11 protein-coding genes are annotated in these 16,607 nt (G+C 70.0%); 4 read left to right on the forward strand and 7 right to left on the reverse strand.

The window, feature by feature from the left end:
• Positions 1 to 95 precede the first annotated feature (95 nt).
• The 3 genes from VF106_RS21470 to leuC form a co-directional block, all read right to left on the reverse strand.
• Entirely contained in the window at positions 96 to 728 is a 633-nt protein-coding gene (locus VF106_RS21470) for an HU family DNA-binding protein (RefSeq protein ID WP_330841561.1), read from the reverse strand.
• A gap of 153 nt (positions 729 to 881) precedes the next feature.
• Positions 882 to 1,481, reverse strand: a complete 600-nt coding sequence (gene leuD, locus VF106_RS21475; RefSeq protein ID WP_330841562.1) for a 3-isopropylmalate dehydratase small subunit — start codon at positions 1,479 to 1,481, stop codon at positions 882 to 884.
• Between the two features lie 2 nt (positions 1,482 to 1,483).
• Positions 1,484 to 2,932, reverse strand: a complete 1,449-nt coding sequence (gene leuC / locus VF106_RS21480) for a 3-isopropylmalate dehydratase large subunit (protein WP_330841563.1) — start codon at positions 2,930 to 2,932, stop codon at positions 1,484 to 1,486.
• Positions 2,933 to 3,019: 87 nt separating this feature from the next.
• Between leuC and VF106_RS21485 the strand changes: the two genes are divergently transcribed.
• The 3 genes from VF106_RS21485 (at position 3,020) to VF106_RS21495 (ending at position 7,004) form a co-directional block, all read left to right on the forward strand.
• The gene (locus VF106_RS21485; RefSeq protein WP_330841564.1) at positions 3,020 to 3,721 is read left to right on the forward strand and encodes an IclR family transcriptional regulator; all 702 of its coding nucleotides are present in this window, start codon (positions 3,020 to 3,022) and stop codon (positions 3,719 to 3,721) included.
• Between the two features lie 124 nt (positions 3,722 to 3,845).
• Positions 3,846 to 5,708, forward strand: coding sequence for a Calx-beta domain-containing protein (locus tag VF106_RS21490; protein ID WP_330841565.1), 1,863 nt, complete (start codon positions 3,846 to 3,848; stop codon positions 5,706 to 5,708).
• Positions 5,709 to 5,729: 21 nt separating this feature from the next.
• Positions 5,730 to 7,004, forward strand: a complete 1,275-nt coding sequence (locus VF106_RS21495; protein ID WP_330841566.1) for a DUF5919 domain-containing protein — start codon at positions 5,730 to 5,732, stop codon at positions 7,002 to 7,004.
• Between the two features lies 1 nt (position 7,005).
• Here the strand turns inward: VF106_RS21495 and VF106_RS21500 are convergent, their stop codons facing one another.
• The 4 genes from VF106_RS21500 to VF106_RS21515 form a co-directional block, all read right to left on the reverse strand.
• Entirely contained in the window at positions 7,006 to 8,529 is a 1,524-nt protein-coding gene (locus VF106_RS21500; RefSeq protein ID WP_330841567.1) for a hypothetical protein, read from the reverse strand.
• Complete coding sequence (locus VF106_RS21505) at positions 8,522 to 10,606, reverse strand: hypothetical protein (protein ID WP_330841568.1); 2,085 nt, start codon at positions 10,604 to 10,606, stop codon at positions 8,522 to 8,524. Before VF106_RS21505 ends, VF106_RS21500 begins: the two co-directional genes overlap by 8 nt.
• 382 nt (positions 10,607 to 10,988) lie before the next feature.
• Positions 10,989 to 11,927 (reverse strand): sporulation protein, encoded by a 939-nt coding sequence (locus VF106_RS21510; RefSeq protein ID WP_330841569.1) that lies wholly within the window; start codon positions 11,925 to 11,927, stop codon positions 10,989 to 10,991.
• A gap of 594 nt (positions 11,928 to 12,521) precedes the next feature.
• Positions 12,522 to 14,864, reverse strand: a complete 2,343-nt coding sequence (locus VF106_RS21515) for an SGNH/GDSL hydrolase family protein (protein WP_330841570.1) — start codon at positions 14,862 to 14,864, stop codon at positions 12,522 to 12,524.
• Positions 14,865 to 15,027: 163 nt separating this feature from the next.
• Between VF106_RS21515 and VF106_RS21520 the strand changes: the two genes are divergently transcribed.
• Positions 15,028 to 16,485 (forward strand): phospholipase D-like domain-containing protein, encoded by a 1,458-nt coding sequence (locus VF106_RS21520; protein WP_330841571.1) that lies wholly within the window; start codon positions 15,028 to 15,030, stop codon positions 16,483 to 16,485.
• The last annotated feature ends 122 nt before the right edge of the window (positions 16,486 to 16,607 follow it).

Below are 16,607 nucleotides of genomic sequence, written 5' to 3' on the forward strand. Positions count from 1 at the left end.
TAAACGGCCGGCTCAGATGTCCTGTGTGTCCGGTCCCAACATGCCGGAAGGCCGCCACCCTGGCTGGGTGGCGGCCTTCCGTGTACTGCCTTGAGCTACTTCTTCTTCGCGGCCGTGGTCCGCTTGGCGGCGGTCGTCGTCTTCTTCGCCGGCGTCGCCTTGGCGGCCGTGGTGGCCTTGGCGGCGGTCGTCCGCTTCGCGGTCGTCGCCTTGGCCGGGGTAGCCGCCTTCTTGGCGGTGGTGGCCTTGGCCGGGGTGGCCTTGGCCGCCGTCGTCTTGGCGGCGGTCGTGCGCGTGGTGGCCGGCTTCGCGGCCGTGGTGCGCGTGCTGCGCGTCGTGGTGGCCGTGGCGCGCGAGGTCGGGCGCGCAGCCGCGGTCCGCGTGGTCGCCGCGGTGCCACGGGTGGCCGACGCCGCCGCCGTCTTCTTCGGGGCCGCCACCTTCGGCAGCTTCTTCGCGCCGCTCACCACGTCCTTGAAGGTGGTGCCGGCACGGAACGCGGGCACGTTGGTCTTCTTGACCTTCACCGTCTCACCCGTGCGCGGGTTGCGCGCGGTGCGAGCGGCACGGGCACGCTTCTCGAACACACCGAAGCCGGTGATGTTCACCTTCTCGCCCTTGTTGACCGTGCGGACGATCACATCGACGAGACCATCGACCGCAGCGCCTGCGGCCTTCTTGTCGCCGAGACGGTCAGAGAGCGCCTCGATGAGTTGGGCCTTGTTCACCCTTCAGTCCTCCGTTGACCACACTTCGTTCTCGGCCAAACCGGCCGACTTCTTGGCCACCGTATGCCTAACTCGGCAATTTTTCCACGCGACTCGCCCATTTTCCCTACGAAGGGGGTCGGATTTTGTTGCGTGGACGCTCTTTCGACGGCCTCAGGAGGAGAGTGTAGTAGTAGTTGGCTTCCAGGGTTCCCTTGACTCCTCGAAAGACCCGATCGCGTCCTCGTGCCGGAGGGTGAGAGCGATGTCGTCGAGCCCCTCCAGCAGCCGCCAACGGGTGTAGTCGTCGATCTGGAACGGCGCCGAGAAGTCCTTGGCACGCACGGTCTTGTCCCGGAGGTCGACGGTCACCTCGGTGCCCGGCTCGGCTTCCAGGAGCTTCCACAGGAGCTCGACGTCCGACTGGGTGCACTCGGCCGCCAGCAGGCCCGCCTTGCCCGCGTTGCCACGGAAGATGTCCGCGAACCGGGACGAGACGACCACCCGGAAGCCGTAGTCGGACAGCGCCCAGACGGCGTGCTCCCGGGAGGACCCGGTGCCGAAGTCCGGGCCTGCGACCAGGACGCTGCCACCCCGGAAGGGTGCCAGGTTCAGCACGAACTGGTCGTCGGCACGCCAGGCCGCGAACAGTCCGTCCTCGAACCCGGTTCGACTCACCCGCTTGAGGTACACGGCGGGGATGATCTGGTCGGTGTCCACGTTGGACCTGCGCAGAGGCACGCCGACCCCGGTGTGGGTGGTGAACGGTTCCATCGTCAGTGCCCCTTTCCGGCCAGGTCGCCGGTGTTGGAACCCGCCCCGACGAGCAGGTCTTCTGGAGAGGAGAGGGTGCCGCGCACCGCCGTGGCCGCGGCGACGAGCGGCGAGACCAGGTGGGTCCGCCCGCCCTTGCCCTGCCGGCCCTCGAAGTTGCGGTTCGATGTGGACGCACTGCGCTCCCCCGGCTTGAGCTGGTCGGGGTTCATGCCGAGGCACATGGAGCAGCCGGCCTGCCGCCATTCCGCGCCGGCGTCGAGGAACACCTGGTGCAGGCCCTCGGCCTCGGCCGCCACCTTGACCTTCATCGAACCGGGGACCACGAGCATCCGGACCCCGTCGGCCACCTTGTGGCCCCGCAACACGTCGGCTGCGGCCCTGAGGTCCTCGATCCGGCCGTTGGTGCATGAACCGAGGAACACCGTGTCGACGTGTATGTCACGCAGCGGCGTGCCCGGCGTCAGGTCCATGTAGGCGAGTGCCTTCTCGGCGGCGGCACGCTCGTTCTCGTCACCGATCTGCTCGGGGTCGGGAACGCGTTCGGACAGCGGCAAACCCTGGCCGGGGTTCGTGCCCCACGTCACGTACGGCGTCAGCGCGGACGCGTCGATGCGCACCTCGGCGTCGAACGTGGCGTCGTCGTCGGTGCGCAACGCCAGCCACGACTCGACCGCACCGTCCCACGACTCACCGACCGGGGCGTGCGGACGGCCCTTCAGGTAGGCGAAGGTGGTCTCGTCGGGGGCGATCATGCCGGCGCGGGCGCCGGCCTCGATGGACATGTTGCAGATGGTCATCCGCGCCTCCATCGACAGCTTCTCGATGGCCGCGCCGCGGTACTCCAGCACGTACCCCTGTCCGCCGCCGGTGCCGATCTTCGCGATGACCGCCAGGATGACGTCCTTCGCCGTCACGCCGGCCGACAGCTCGCCGTCGACGTTGATCGCCATCGTCTTGAAGGGACGCAACGGCAGTGTCTGCGTGGCGAGCACGTGCTCCACCTCGGAGGTGCCGATGCCGAACGCGAGCGCGCCGAACGCGCCGTGCGTCGAGGTGTGGCTGTCGCCGCACACCACCGTCATCCCGGGCTGTGTCAGACCGAGCTGCGGTCCGACGACGTGCACGATGCCCTGTTCCGCGTCGCCCATCGGGTGCAGGCGGACGCCGAACTCCGCGCAGTTCTTGCGGAGCGTCTCGACCTGTGTGCGGGACACGGGGTCCGCGATCGGCAGCTCGATGTCGATCGTCGGGACGTTGTGGTCCTCCGTGGCGATGGTGAGGTCGGGGCGGCGCACCGGGCGGCCCGCGAGTCGTAGACCATCAAACGCCTGCGGGCTCGTCACCTCATGGATGAGGTGGAGGTCGATGTAGAGGAGATCCGGCTCGGCGCCTGACCCCCGCCGGACGACGTGTTGATCCCATACCTTCTCGGCAAGTGTCTTTCCCATGCCTTCTCACCCACCTGCTTCGGCAGTTCGGGTTCCCACGATCTGAAATACTGGACATCCCATATAGCGGGAACATAATATCGAGACGTGGGACAGCATAGCGGCATCGGTGTACTGGACAAGGCAATGGCCGTGCTTCAGGCAGTGGCGAAGGAGCCCTGTGGGCTGGCCGAGCTGTGCACGCGCACCGGCCTCCCCCGCGCGACCGCGCACCGGCTCGCGGTGGGCCTCGAAGTGCATCGCTTGCTGCGCAGGGGAAGCGACGGACGGTGGCGGCCGGGCGCCGCGCTGGCCGAGTTGGCGGGCGGTGCCGTCGATCCTTTACTCGACGCGGCGAGCTCCGTTCTACCCCGTCTGCGCGACCGCACGGGCGAGAGCGTCCAGCTCTACCGCCGCGACGGCGTGCACCGCGTCTGCATCTCCACCGCGGAACCGCCGAGTGGCCTGCGCGACACCGTTCCCGTCGGCGCCCGCCTCCCGATGACGGCCGGCTCCGGGGCGAAGGTCCTTGCGGCGTGGACCGATCCGACGACCCAGCGCGCGCTGCTGGCGGACGCGGTCTTCGGCGAGCGCGCGTTGCTCGAGGTGCGCAGGCGCGGCTGGGCGCAGAGCGTCGCCGAGCGGGAACCAGGCGTGGCAAGCGTCTCCGCCCCCGTCCGCGACGCGAGCGGCGCCGTGGTGGCGGCGGTTTCGGTGTCCGGGCCCATCGACCGCATGGGCCGCCGGCCGGGCGCCCGCTGGGCCGCGGACCTGCTGGCGGCCGCGGACGCCCTCCAGTCCCGGCTCTGATCGTCCACAGTGGCCCTGGCAGGGGGTCTGATGTGGATTCGGGCCCGGCCTAGGTAGCTGAGTCGGTTTATCTGGGCAGTCGTCACCGATGCGGCTGGTACGCCCGCGTTCCTACCGTCGACGGATGTCACTCAGAACCAGGACCACGGCACTCGCCGTGGTCACCCTCACCGCGATGGTCCTCGTTCCCCAGCAGGCCTCGGCGACGCAGACCGGCGCGAACGGGCGCATCGCCTTCTCCCTGTTCCAGGCCGGCGACGAGATCTACTCGACGAACCCCGACGGCTCGGACCTGCGGCAGCTCACCAGCACGCCGGGCGACAACTTCGCCCCGGCGTGGTCCCCGAGCACCGGCAGGATCGCGTTCAGCAGCACCAGGGATCCCGACAGCCTCAACGTCTACACGATGAACGCCGACGGCACGAACCAGGTGCGGCTCACGGGACCCGCCGGCGTGCACACGGACCCGGAATGGTCCCCGGACGGCGGGCGCATCGTCTACGTCACGGGACAGAACACGATCTCGGTCATGAACGCGGACGGCACGAACAAACAGCACATCCTCGCCACCGCCAACTTCGTCAGCCGCCCGGACTGGTCGCCGACCGGCACGAGCATCGCGTTCAGCATGCACGCGGGCGCAAACACCGACATCTACCGGATCAACGCCGACGGCACCGGACTGACGAGGCTGACCGACCATCCCGAACTGGACCAGACACCGTCCTGGTCCCCCGACGGCACGAAGCTCGCGTTCGGCACGTGGCGGGACGGTCACAGCATGATCTACTCGATGAACGCGGACGGGAGCGCGGAAACCCGGCTCACCAACGACCCGGTCCCGGACTACGAACCGGAGTGGTCCCCGGACGGCAAGAAGATCGCGTTCCGCCGGGCCGGCGGTGGCGGCGTGTGGGACATGTGGGTCATGAACCCCAACGGTTCCGGCCAGACGATGTTCTCCACGCTTGCCGGTAGCGGGCCGGCATGGCAGTCGGTGCCGACGCTGACCGTGCCGGGTGTCTCGGCCGCCGAAGGCACCACCGCGACCGTCACCGTTGCGCTCAACCGCAAGCTGGCCCAGGCCCTCACCGTGACCGTCACCACGAACGGCGGCACGGCGGACGCGGGCCTCGACTACCAGACCGTCACCGTGACAAGGACGTTCAGCCCGCAGTCCACGACGGTCACGGTGACCGTGCAGCTGCTCGACGACGCCGTCGACGAGCAGAACGAGACCATCGGCGTCACGGTGTTCGGCGCGACCGTGGCGCCAGCAGGCGGCACGGTCACGATCGTGGACAACGACCCGCCGCCGCAGATCTCCGTCCAGGACGTCACCGCTGCCGAGACCGGCAACGCGAACGTGCTCGTCCGTCTCGACCGGCCGTCCACCCGGCCGGTGACGGTGACCATGGCAACCGTTGGCGGCACGGCCACTCCGGGCGTCGACTACCAACCGATCGAGATCACGTGGACGTTCCCGCCACTCGGCACCACCAACCCGGCGCAGGTGCCGATCGTCGGGGACACCGCGCCGGAACCGGACGAGACCATCGGCGTCACGCTGTCGAACCCGGTGAACGCGACGATCGGCGACGGCACGGGCACCGTCACGATCGCCGACGACGACACCCCACGCATCTCCGTCGACGACGTGACGGTGGGGAACCTGGCGCCGGGCATCCCCGCCACCGCGGTGGTCACGGTCCGCCTGAACAAGCCGGCCACCCAACCGGTCACGGTGGACTACGAGACCGCGGACGACACCGCGACGGGCGGCGTCGACTACGTACGTACCCGCGGGCGGCTGACGTTCCCGCAGGGCGCGCAGACCGCGACGGTCGAGGTGCGGGTGACGAGCGACGGCGACGCGGCCCTGGTGGAGCGGTTCCTCGTCGGCCTGTCCGATCCGGTCGGCGGTGTTCTCGCCGACACACAGGGAACGGTGACCCTGCAAGACTGCGTCACAGTCTGCGAGGCGTAGCCGGAACTGAGGAGCTGGGGAATGGCGAACGGGCAGGGACGGGTCAGGCGGGCGCTGGTGCGCGTGGTCAACGACGACAACCTCGACCTGTACCTGCTCGGCACCGTGGCGATGGTGTTCACGGTGCTCGGGATCACCGGCATCTCCGACGCGAAGACGACCTCCGCGGTCGTGGTGGCGCTGCTGGCCCTGCTGGCCTTCTCACAGATCCGGTCGCGACGGCTGATGGAACAGATCCGCAACGAGGGCCGCGGCGGCGCCGCGGCCCTGTTCTCCCGGGAGTTCCCGCCCGACCTGATTCCCCGCCGCTCGCAGGTGCACGACCTTCTCCTCGTCGGGCTGGCGATGTCGCGGACCGTGCACGGCATGCGACCCGAGCTACCCGGGATCCTCGCCGCCGGCGGCCGGATCCGGGTGCTCGTCCTGGATCCGACCGACGAGTCGCTCATCGAGACGGCGGAACGGCTCGTCGCCGACACCTTCGGGCCGGGCAAGCTCCGCGCCCGGATCATGACGACGCTCGACGACCTGACCGCCACCCGCGAACGCATCGGTGGCCGTTTGGAGATCCGGGTGTCCTCGGTCATCCCGTCCGCCGGGTTCAACTGCCTCGACACGAAGGGCCCACGCGGGCTCGTGTGTGTCCAGCACTACGAGTTCCGCCCGAAGGGCGAGGCGTCGCCGATGTTCACGCTGGAACCCGGCGACGGCGGGTGGTACCAGCACTTCATCGACGAGGCGGAGCGGTTGTGGGAGGCCGGCGCGGAATGGCCGCTGTCCCCGTCGGCCGCCGCGGCACGGGCACGGCGGCCGACGTTCAGCGACGAGTTCGGGCCGGAGCACGACGAGGCGATCGACGAGGCGACCGACCTGTACGTCACGGGTGTCGCCAGGAACATCATGGTGCACGGCAAATACCGGCGGTTCGAGGAGAAGCTGCAGGCAGGTCACCGGATCCGTTTCCTGTGCGTCGACCCGGACAGCCCGGCGGTGGAGCTGGTCGCCAACCGCCGTCCGGGACGTACGGCGGAGGTCATCGCCGGACGGGTGCGGCAGGCGCTGCAGCTGCTGACGGAGCTGAAGGAAGCGACGGGCGGCGACCTGTCGGTGCGCCTGACGAGCCACCCGGTCGCGATGGGCACGGTCGTCACCGACGACGCGTTGTTCGTCCAGTACTACTCCTACCAGGAGCGCAGGGACCTGAAGTTCGTGCTGCCCGCGGGCGCCGGGGAGTACGGGCACTTCCGTGCCGAGGCGGAGCACCTGTGGGAGGACGCGAAGCCCTACGAGCCGTGAGTCACGCGACCGTGCCGGTGTGGCCCAGCCAGCGTTCCCGCCACGCGAGGCGCACGCGGACGGCGCCCAGCGGCAGGTCGTCGTCGAGAAGACGGGCCACCGACTCGCGCTGCGCCCACGCGCACAGCTCGCTCAGCAGCCGGGGGACGTCCGTCTCCGACAGGCCGTCCACGAGGGACACCGCGATCTTCGCGCGCCCGGTCACGTGCCCGTCCGCCAGCACGCGGGCCCGGTAGTAGTCGATCCGCGCGGCCGCCACCCGGTCGGTGGCGGCACGCAGCTGCGTCACCACCAGTTCGGCCACGTCCACGCGGCGCAGCGCGTCGGACAGCGGCATGCCCCACGACAGCCAGAGCGGGTGGTCGACCGTGGCTTCCTTGATGGGCGGGCGCATCGGACCCGTGCGCAGGACGCGGTAGTCGGTGGCCGCGGAGTCGGTGACCCGGCTCTTCGCCCGCACGCCGGTACGGCGGGTCAGACCGCACTCGCTCGCCGTCTGACCGAGACCGTCGGCGATCGACAGCGTCGTGCTCGACAGCCTGGCCCGGCCGATCCGCGCCGGTGCGAGCGGCACCACCATGTTGATGAACGCGATCTCCTGCATGGAGGACTCGGACACGGCGAGCATCCCGACGTTGCGGGACAGCAGGTCCGACGCGATCGCCGCCGACGAGCCGAGCCGGGCCGGGCCGACGAACGTGAGCAGCTGCACCGCCGGCGGGACGGAGTCAGGGGCCCAGCCGAACAGCTCGGCCTTCCGCGCCGCGTACCGCTTCGGATCGGGTGCCAGTACCGACCACCACTCGCCGCGGACCCGTCCGAGCCGGCGGTCGGCCACCTGCAGCCCGAACCCGTTCTCGGCGGCGAGCCCGGCCAGCGCGCACATCAACGCGATCCGCTTGCCGTGGTTGTCCTGCTCCAGCCCGACGAGCATGCGCAGCGCCATCCCGTTGGCGAGCCTGGGCGCCTCGCCGGAGCCGTCCACTCGGAACTGTCGGCCGGGATCGCGGAACGGCGCCACCGGCGACTGCAGGAACAGCACGGGTGCGCCGTGGTCGGCGGCGGCCGCCGCCGTCATCCCCTGGTACGCCAATGTGATCATCAGTGAGTCGGCGTAGGTCGGCCGCCACGGCTCGTGGCCGAGCGTGACCAGGATCTCGACGCTGTGGTCGGCGTCGTACAGGAAGTCGGGGTTGATCACGACGCTGCCGGCGAACATCCCGCGCGCGTGTCCGTTGGTCTCGTGCCGGCGCACCGCGATCCGGCTGGTCGTGACGCCGTCCTGCTGCTTGCTCGGGGTGACGGGGATCCAGGTGTGCACCTGGAAGCCGACCCCGGCGACGTGGAAGGCGAGCGTCTCGGCCGCGGTCCGGTCCGGTGCCGTCGGAGGGACGAGCTCCACCGCCGGCAAACCGGTTTCCGGCCCGTCGTGGGTGATGTCGAACAGCACCGAAGGGCTGCCGGCGGTCGCGGCGCGGGCGGCTACCGCGGCCAGCGTGGGGTGGCGCAAACCGGGGCTAGCCATCGAAGCCACCGTTGCCGTCCTCGATGCCGATCGTGGAGAACTCGGCACGGCAGCGTTTCCAGCGCCGCACCGGGCGCCGTCGGATCTCCTGCACCAGCCAGATCGGGCTGACCCGGTTGACCGGCACGCGGCGTCTGCGCTTCACCGCCTTGCCCATGCCGTCCAACCCAACGAGTAGGAACAGTAGGACCAACGCGCTCATCCCGACCTGGAACGGGCGGTCCAGCTTCTCCGACCGGCCGGACGCGACGAGCAGTGCGAGCGCGCCGGCGATGATCACCGAGGCGTACGCGACGTACCGAGGAAACAGCCGCAGCTGGCCGAGCACCGTCTTGTTCGACGGGATCTCCAACCGCGACAGCAGCAGACCGGGCACCAGCAGCAGCATGGTGACGATGGCGTCCGCCGACGAGATCGGGACGTCGTCGGCGACCGCGGGCCGGAACCACGCGCCGAGGCCGCTCAGCATGGGGATGCCCGAGAAGAGCTCGGGTTCCATCACCACGCCGAAACCGACGACCAGGATGAGCACGGCCAGCAACAGCTTGGACACGTTGGAGGCGAGCGACGGCGGCTCGTCGACCAGTGCCATGTAGACGGTGGAGGTGACCGGCTCGACCGAACCGGGGTCACCACCGAACGGACGCCGGTGCCACTGCGCGTGGCCCGCGTTCTCCCTCGGGTCGTTGTCGGTGTGGATGTCCTGGTCCACCTGGGTGGCCTCGAGCTCCGCCGCCAGCCGGCGCAGGGCATCCGGCGGCATGAGCCCGTCGGCCAGCTTGCGGAAGTAGTCGGCCTCGTACAGGTTGGCGAACCGTTCCAGCCTCGTGACGATCGGCTGGTCGAGGCCGAGTCCGGTGTCGCCGGTGGGTGTGGTGGTGTCGTGCCGCGTCGGGAAACGCGGCGACCGGCTCGCGAACGTCGCGTAGCGTTCCTCTATGTACGCGCGGAACGACTCGAGGTCGCGCTGGCGCCGCCGGCCGAACTCCGCGAGCCGGCTGGCGATGCCCTGCAGCTCCAGTTCGAGAAGCTTCGGCGCCACCTGCTGGAGGCTGGCGTAGTTGTCCGCCACCGCGCGCATGTCCGCGACGAGCGAGTGCAGCGCGGGCGAGTCGACGTCGGTGGTGAGGAAGAACCGGCGGACCTGGATCTCCGGCGGCACCTCGGCGGTCACGTGGTAGGAGTTGACGGCCCTCGGGATGAGCGTGGCGTACCGGACGGTGAACTCGTGCCGGAAACTCATCCAGCGCGCGAGCACGTTGCGGGGGCCGAGGTGTTTCGACCGTGCGGGGATGACCGGCGCCTCGTACTGGACGAACGCCTGCGCCTTGTGCGTCGGCATCTCCACGACCAGCAGGTACTCGGACGCGGCGATGTCGAGCAGCCGCAGGAACGGACTGTCCGGCGCGAACAGTTGGGTGACGGCGTCGGCGGCCTTGTCGCGGATGATCTCGGAGTCCGTCGGCCGCCCACTGTCCGCGGCCGGCGGCGGCAACGCGCCGACCCGCGGCCACCCACCGGTCACCAACGCGGCGATCGTGGCCTCGACGAGCCAGCGGGACCGGTTGAAACTATGGCGGATGCCGTGCAGGAGCTCCTTGGAGTCCTCGGTCCGCCGGTCCGAGGTGAGGAACATGCGAAAGGCACGGCACAGTCCGTGGACGAGTGCCCGCGCGGTCTCGACCTGCGTGGTGCGCGGCACGACGTTGCCCGCACTGTCCCGCACCACGAACGAGGCCTGGTCCGTGCGGGACTGCCGCGACACGGGCAGCCACACGGACTTCGGCCGCTCGACGCCCGGGTCCGTGCGCAGGGCCCACTTCTGCTCGGCGGTGAGCACGTTCATGTTGATGTCGATACTGACCGTGCGAGCCATGTGCGTGGAGTCGGCGAGGGTCAGCGACTCACTCATCCGGTCCACATGCGCCAGGCGCAACCCGAGCGCGAGAAGGTTCAGCCCGAGCGCCTCCTGATACCCGTCGTGCGGCGAAGGCGCGGTCGGGATGGGGGTTCTCCGCAACGCGAAGAGAAAGCGCTGTAGCCGGTCACCTTCCACGAGTTTCGATGTGCTCGTCACCGCGCGCTCCCAACCCCCGGCCGCCCTCGACATTACCGACTGTGTCCAAGAAACACACTCGGCCTAGCGAAGAACCACCCGAGCGGGGTGAGTATCGATGCCCGAAGGGGCATTTCGAGCGCATTGAGTCTTCATGCCACCGGAGGCGGGAAGCGCCGGCAGGCCGACCGCCTGTGAAAGGCGCGTTCGCCACACTGGCGCTGGTGTGAAGGCGCGCAGGGCTCGTTGAGCGCTGTGAACGCGGTGCCGTGTCAGCGCGTCCAGGGGCGTCCAGCTTGGATCGGCCGATCGTTTCGCCGAGCCGGGGCGCGGACGCGCCCCGGCGGGGCCGGGCCCGGTTCGCGGGCGGGCGACACCCGCCCGCGAAGGAAACTCCGGGCGGTTATTCCTCCTCGCCGCCGTCGAAGAGTTCGCCGTCCATCATGTCGCCCAGGATCATGCCGCCGACCAGGCCCGCGGCGGCGGCGCCCATCATGCCGCCCATGCCGGAGCCGCGGTGGCCGTGGTGGCCGTGCTTCTGGTGTCCGAAGGCGGGGTTTCCGTGGGAGGCGCGTTCCGCGGTGCGTGCCAGCCACTCGCCGAGCAGGGACGTCCAGTCGGCGCGCTCCGCGTCCTCGTGGGTCATGTGGAAGCGGCCGAACGAGTCGCCGCCCGCGCGGAAGAGACCGCCGCGCTTGTCGGCCTCCAGCACGACCCACAGGTCCCGGTGGCTGGCCACGAAGGTGAGCTCGACCTGGTTGAGCCGGCCGGCGAACTGGGGCGGCGGGAAGAACTCGATCTCCTGGTAGAAGCCGAGCTCCTGCGGCACCCCGACGATCCGGCCGACCTCGACGTCCGCCGAGCGGAAGGTGGCGCCCAGTTCCCCGAACGCTTCCAGCACCGCGTCCTGCGACCGCAGCGGGCGGACCGCGACCGGGTCGAGGTCGCCCTTGTCGGGTGCGCCCTTGATCACCAGCTCGGTGCGCACCCCGACGGTCACGCCGGGCAGGTGGACGTCGCCAACCGTGGTGACCGGTGTCTCCCACGGCAGCGACAGCTGGAAGGGGATGTCCAGGCGCGCGTTGGCGGCCACCCGGACGTCCCGCTGGACGACGACGCGGTGGAACTCGCCGATCCCACCGGCCTCCCCACCGGCGTGCTCGACCTCGACCCGCGTCACGAGCGAGAGCACGACCTGGTCGATGACGACGACGTCCTTCGACCCGCCCTGGATGCTGACCCGTCCGCGCAGCACCTCACCGGCACGTGCGGAGGACGAGTCAAGCACGGTGTCGACGGACGGCCCGCCGACACCGAAGGCGGAAAGCATTCTCTTGAACACGGACATCCCTTCCGGACAACGACATCGTGACCCCGAGAATACTGGCACGCACCTGAGAGAGTCGGACAATCCGGTCACCGACTCTCCCTTGGTGCTCCGGGCAGCTCGAGCGACCAGCAGATTGCCAACGCCTTCCTCGCCGAGAACGAGGACCGGGTGGGGGTGCTGTGACCGCGAAGGTTCGCGGGCCCTCGCTGTTCGCGCTGTGAAAGACGCGTTCACCACCCAACCGGTGTGGTGAACGGCGCTTTCATGGCGCTGACCCCAGATCCACTGATGGCCTTGGTGGCTTGCGGTGCGGCGGTGGCCCCGCTGCGCGGGTTCGGGCGCGAAGCGGCCGAACCCGCGCGTAGTCAGGGGCGGTCGCGTCTTCGGCCGGCGGCCATGCGAGGAAGGCGTCCTTCACCACACCGCTCACGTTGCGCTGGCCGCGCACGAATGGCGCGTTCACACCACGGGCAATGTCCCGAAAGACGCGCTCATGTCGTTGAACGTCCCCATCGCGTCTTTCAGGACACCAACCATGTCCCCAACGCGTCCTTCGCGGTGGGCGGCCTACCGGCGCGGCTGCGCGAGCCGGTCAACGTAATCCGTCTAGAGCACACGCAGGTCGACCGCTTCGCCCATGGCTCGGTAGCCGGCGTTCGACGGGTGCAGGTGGTCGCCCGAGTCGTACTCCGCGCGGATCTGTTGTGGGTCGGCCGGATCGCGGACCACCGCGTCGAAGTCGATGACCGCGTCGAACACGCCGCTGGTGCGGATGAAGTCGTTCACCGCCTGGCGCACGCTCTCCCGTTCCTCGTTGTAGGAGCGCCAGCCCTTGAACGGGGTGATGGTGGCGCCGATGATCCGCAGTCCCCGTGCGTGCGCCTGTGCGGCGATCTGCGTCAACGCGGCGTTCAGCACCGCGGGATCGGGGTGCGCGAGGTTGCCGATGTCGTTGATGCCCTCCAGGAAGATCACGGTGCGCGCGCCGGTGGGTGTCAGCATGTCCCTGGACAGGCGGGCGAACGCGTTCGGGCCGCCGATGCCCGTGCTGCTGTCCAGGATCCGGTTGCCGCTGATGCCGCTGTTGAGCACGCTCAGCCTCGTCGGCCCCGGCTGGGCGGCCAGGCGGTCCGCGAGGACGTCCGGCCACCGCAGGTTCGCGTTCACGGTCGACTTGTCGCCGTCGGTGATGGAGTCGCCGAAGGTGACCACCGCGCCGCGCACGGACGGGGCGTGGACCTCCACGGCCGTCAGGTAGTGCCACGCCGTGCTCTGCTGCGTGAACGCGGCGCCCTGCTCGTCAGCGGCGTGGTCGCCGTCCGCGGTGAGGAACGACGTCTGGTACGCCCGGGGGTGCACGGTCACCGGCCCGGACGGCTCCGGCGTGAACACGGTCACGAGTAGGTCGCGGTCCGCCGGCACCGCAAGGGAAACCGGGTCGCTCAACACTTCGGCGCCCACCGGCACGGTGATCGACGGCGCGCCGCCGAAGGTCACCTCCCGCATCGTGCCGGCGACGGCGTCCGGGGCGTCCGGTGCGGCAGCGACCGCCAGCGTCACCCGGCCCATCAACACCGGCGCCGTGCCGTACACATTGGACAGCCGGACGCGGGCCGCCCGGCCGCCGACGCTGGTGTGCACCACGTTGCGGATCGAGTGGTTCGGCAGGCCCTGTTCGGTGGTCCGCTGGGCCATGGCGGTCTGCCAGGTGCCCACCCAGTCACGGGCCGGGCGCCCGCCGAGGCGGTCGAGGCGCACGGCGGCCGCCATCGCCGCGTATCCGGCGTCCTTCGGGTGCAGGTGGTCACCCGAGTCGTACTCGGCCCGCAGCCGGTGCGGGTCGGCCGGGTCGCGCAGCGCGGCGTCGAAGTCGGCCACCTCGTCGAACGCCCCGCCGTGCCGGACGAAGTCGTTGACCGCGAGCCGCACGCCCTCCAGTTCCTCGGTGTAGTTGCTCGACCCGCCGAACGGCGTCAGTGTGCCGCCGACGACACGCAGCCCGCTCGCCTTCACCTGGGCCGCCACCTGCCCCAACGCCGCGATGATCGGTGCGGGGTCGCGGTGCTGGGGCTGGCCGCCGATGTCGTTGATGCCCAATAGCACAACCACCGACCGCGCCCCGGTCTCGGCCAGCACGTCCCGGTCCAACCTGGACAGTGCGTTCGGGTTCCAGGTGTTGGTGAGCAACCGGTTCGAGCTGATACCCGCGTTCAGCACACCGAGGCGGGTCGGCCCAGGCCGGGCGATCAGCCGGTCCGCGAGGTAGTCCGGCCAGCGGTGACCGGCGTCGCGGGTCGAGTTGTTCCCGTCGGTGATCGAGTCGCCGAGCACGACCACTGACCCGTCCGCACGCCCCTGCACGTCCACACTGCTGACGTACGGCCAGAAGGTGATCGCCTCGGTGAAGGCGGTGCCCGACTCCTCGGCGGCGTGGTCGCCTGCCGTGCTCAGGAACGAGGTCTGGTTGGCCACCTGGTGGTAGGTCACCGGTCCGGACGGCAGCGGGGTGAACACGCTCACCAGCAGGTCCCCGTCTTCTGGCACGGCAAGGGAAACCGGGTCGCTCCGCACCTCACCCCCGGCGGGGATGCTGATCGACGGCGAGCCGCCGAAGGTGAGTGGGCGCACCGTTCCCGGCACGGCGTCCGGCGTACCCGCCCGCACGGCGACCGCGACCGTCACCGCACCCATCACGACCGGCGCGGTGCCGAGCACATTGGTCAGACCGACCCGCACCCGCGTGCCGCCGACGCTGGTGTGCACGACGTTCCTGATGGTGCGGTCCGCGTAGCCGGTGTCGAGTTTCGGCACGGTGCCGGAAGCGGACGCCGCCCACGTGCCCACCCAGTGCCCGGGCGGCCCGGACGCCCCGCCCGGCACGGGAGACAACCCCAGCACAACGACCAAAGCCAAGCCGAGCACCAACGCGACCCTGCGGAGGTAGGACATGGGATCTCCTCGTCGTAGTGATCACCCACGTCCGAGTTGACCGGTCCTTGTTTCACGAGTCAAGAGATTGTCCGGTTTTCCCCCTTGATCACTCTCCGTACCGTGGTGAGCGCACTGTGGTTCTCGTTCAGCGAGCGCGGCGCACCTGTAGTGCCATGGAGGTGTGGACAGACTCAGGACCCTGCTGGACAAGGTGGACGAACGGGTCGGCGACGGCATCGAGCGTGTGCTGTGCGCGCACCACGAGCGCCGGTTGCGGCGGCTCGGGTGGGGTGACGTGCTCGAACCTCACGGCAACGGCGACCGGTTCCACGCCCACGCACCTGTACGCGCGGGTAACCAGATGGAGGTCCTGGTCGACGGCGAGGAGGCGCTGCCCGCGATCGAGGACGCGATCAGGAACGCGAAGTCGTCCGTGCACATCGCCAACTGGCACGCGAGCCCGGACTTCCGGCTGACCCGCGAGCCGGGCACGCCGACGCTGCGGGACCTGCTCGCCTCGACCGCGCAGCGTGGGGTGGCCGTGCGGCTGTTGCTGTGGGCCGGGCCGCCGGTGCCCGCGTTCCAGCCGACGCGCCGGCTCGTGCGCGCGCAGCAGAAGCGGTTCACCGCGCACACCGGGGTGCGGTGCGTGCTGGACGCGCGGGAACGCACCATGCACTGCCACCACGAGAAGCTCGTGGTCGTCGACGACACGACGGCGTTCGTCGGCGGGGTCGACTTCACCGCGCTGGAGGGCGACCGGCACGACAGCGCCGAACACCCGCCGACCCGGCCGATCTGCTGGCACGACCTGATGACCCGGATACGCGGACCGGTGGTGGCGGACGTGGCGAACCACTTCCGGCAGCGGTGGCAGGAGGTCGCGGGCGAGGTACTGCCCGTGCCGTCACCGCCCCCTCCGTCCGGCGCGAGCAACGTCCAACTGCTGCGCACCATCCCGGACAAGACGTACGACTTCGCGCCGAACGGCGAGTTCACCGTGCTCGACGGCTACCTGCGGGCCCTGCGTTCCGCGAAGAGGTTGGTGTACCTGGAGAACCAGTTCCTGTGGTCGCCGGAGATCACCGACGTGCTGCTCGACAAGCTCCGCGACCCGCCGGACGACCGGTTCCGGGTGGTCCTGCTGCTGCCACGCAAGCCGAGCAACGGCGCGGACACCACCCGAGGCCAGCTGAGCCGACTGCTCGAAGCCGACGACGGCAACCGGCGCCTGCTCGCGGTCACGATCAGCACCCACGACGGCCACGACTCCGCCCCCGTGTACGTGCACGCGAAGCTGGGCATCGTCGACGACGAGTGGATGACCATCGGCTCGGCGAACCTCAACGAGCACTCACTGTTCAACGACACCGAGGTGAACGTCGCCACCGACGACCGCAAGCTGATCCACACCACTCGCCTGCGCCTGTGGTCGGAACACCTGCGCCGCCCGGTCACCGACCTCGACACCGACCCGGCCGACGTGGTCGACGACCTGTGGCGCCCGATCGCCGAGGAACAGGCCCGCCGCGAACGCGCGGGCGAGCCCCGCACCCACCGACTCACACTGCTCCCGGACGTCTCCCGCCGAGCCGGCCGCCTACAGGGCCCACTACGCGGCCTACTGGTGGACGGCTGAGATTATCCATTGTGGAGGAATGGGCCTGGTGAGGCCGCTTCGCGGGCGCCGGGCGCGCAGCGCCGCGAAAGGCGCGTTCGGGACATGGCCGGTGCCCTGAAAGACGCGTTCGGGACGTCCAG

Source organism: Actinophytocola sp. (assembly GCF_036378875.1).
In the GTDB taxonomy this organism is placed as follows: domain Bacteria; phylum Actinomycetota; class Actinomycetes; order Mycobacteriales; family Pseudonocardiaceae; genus Actinophytocola.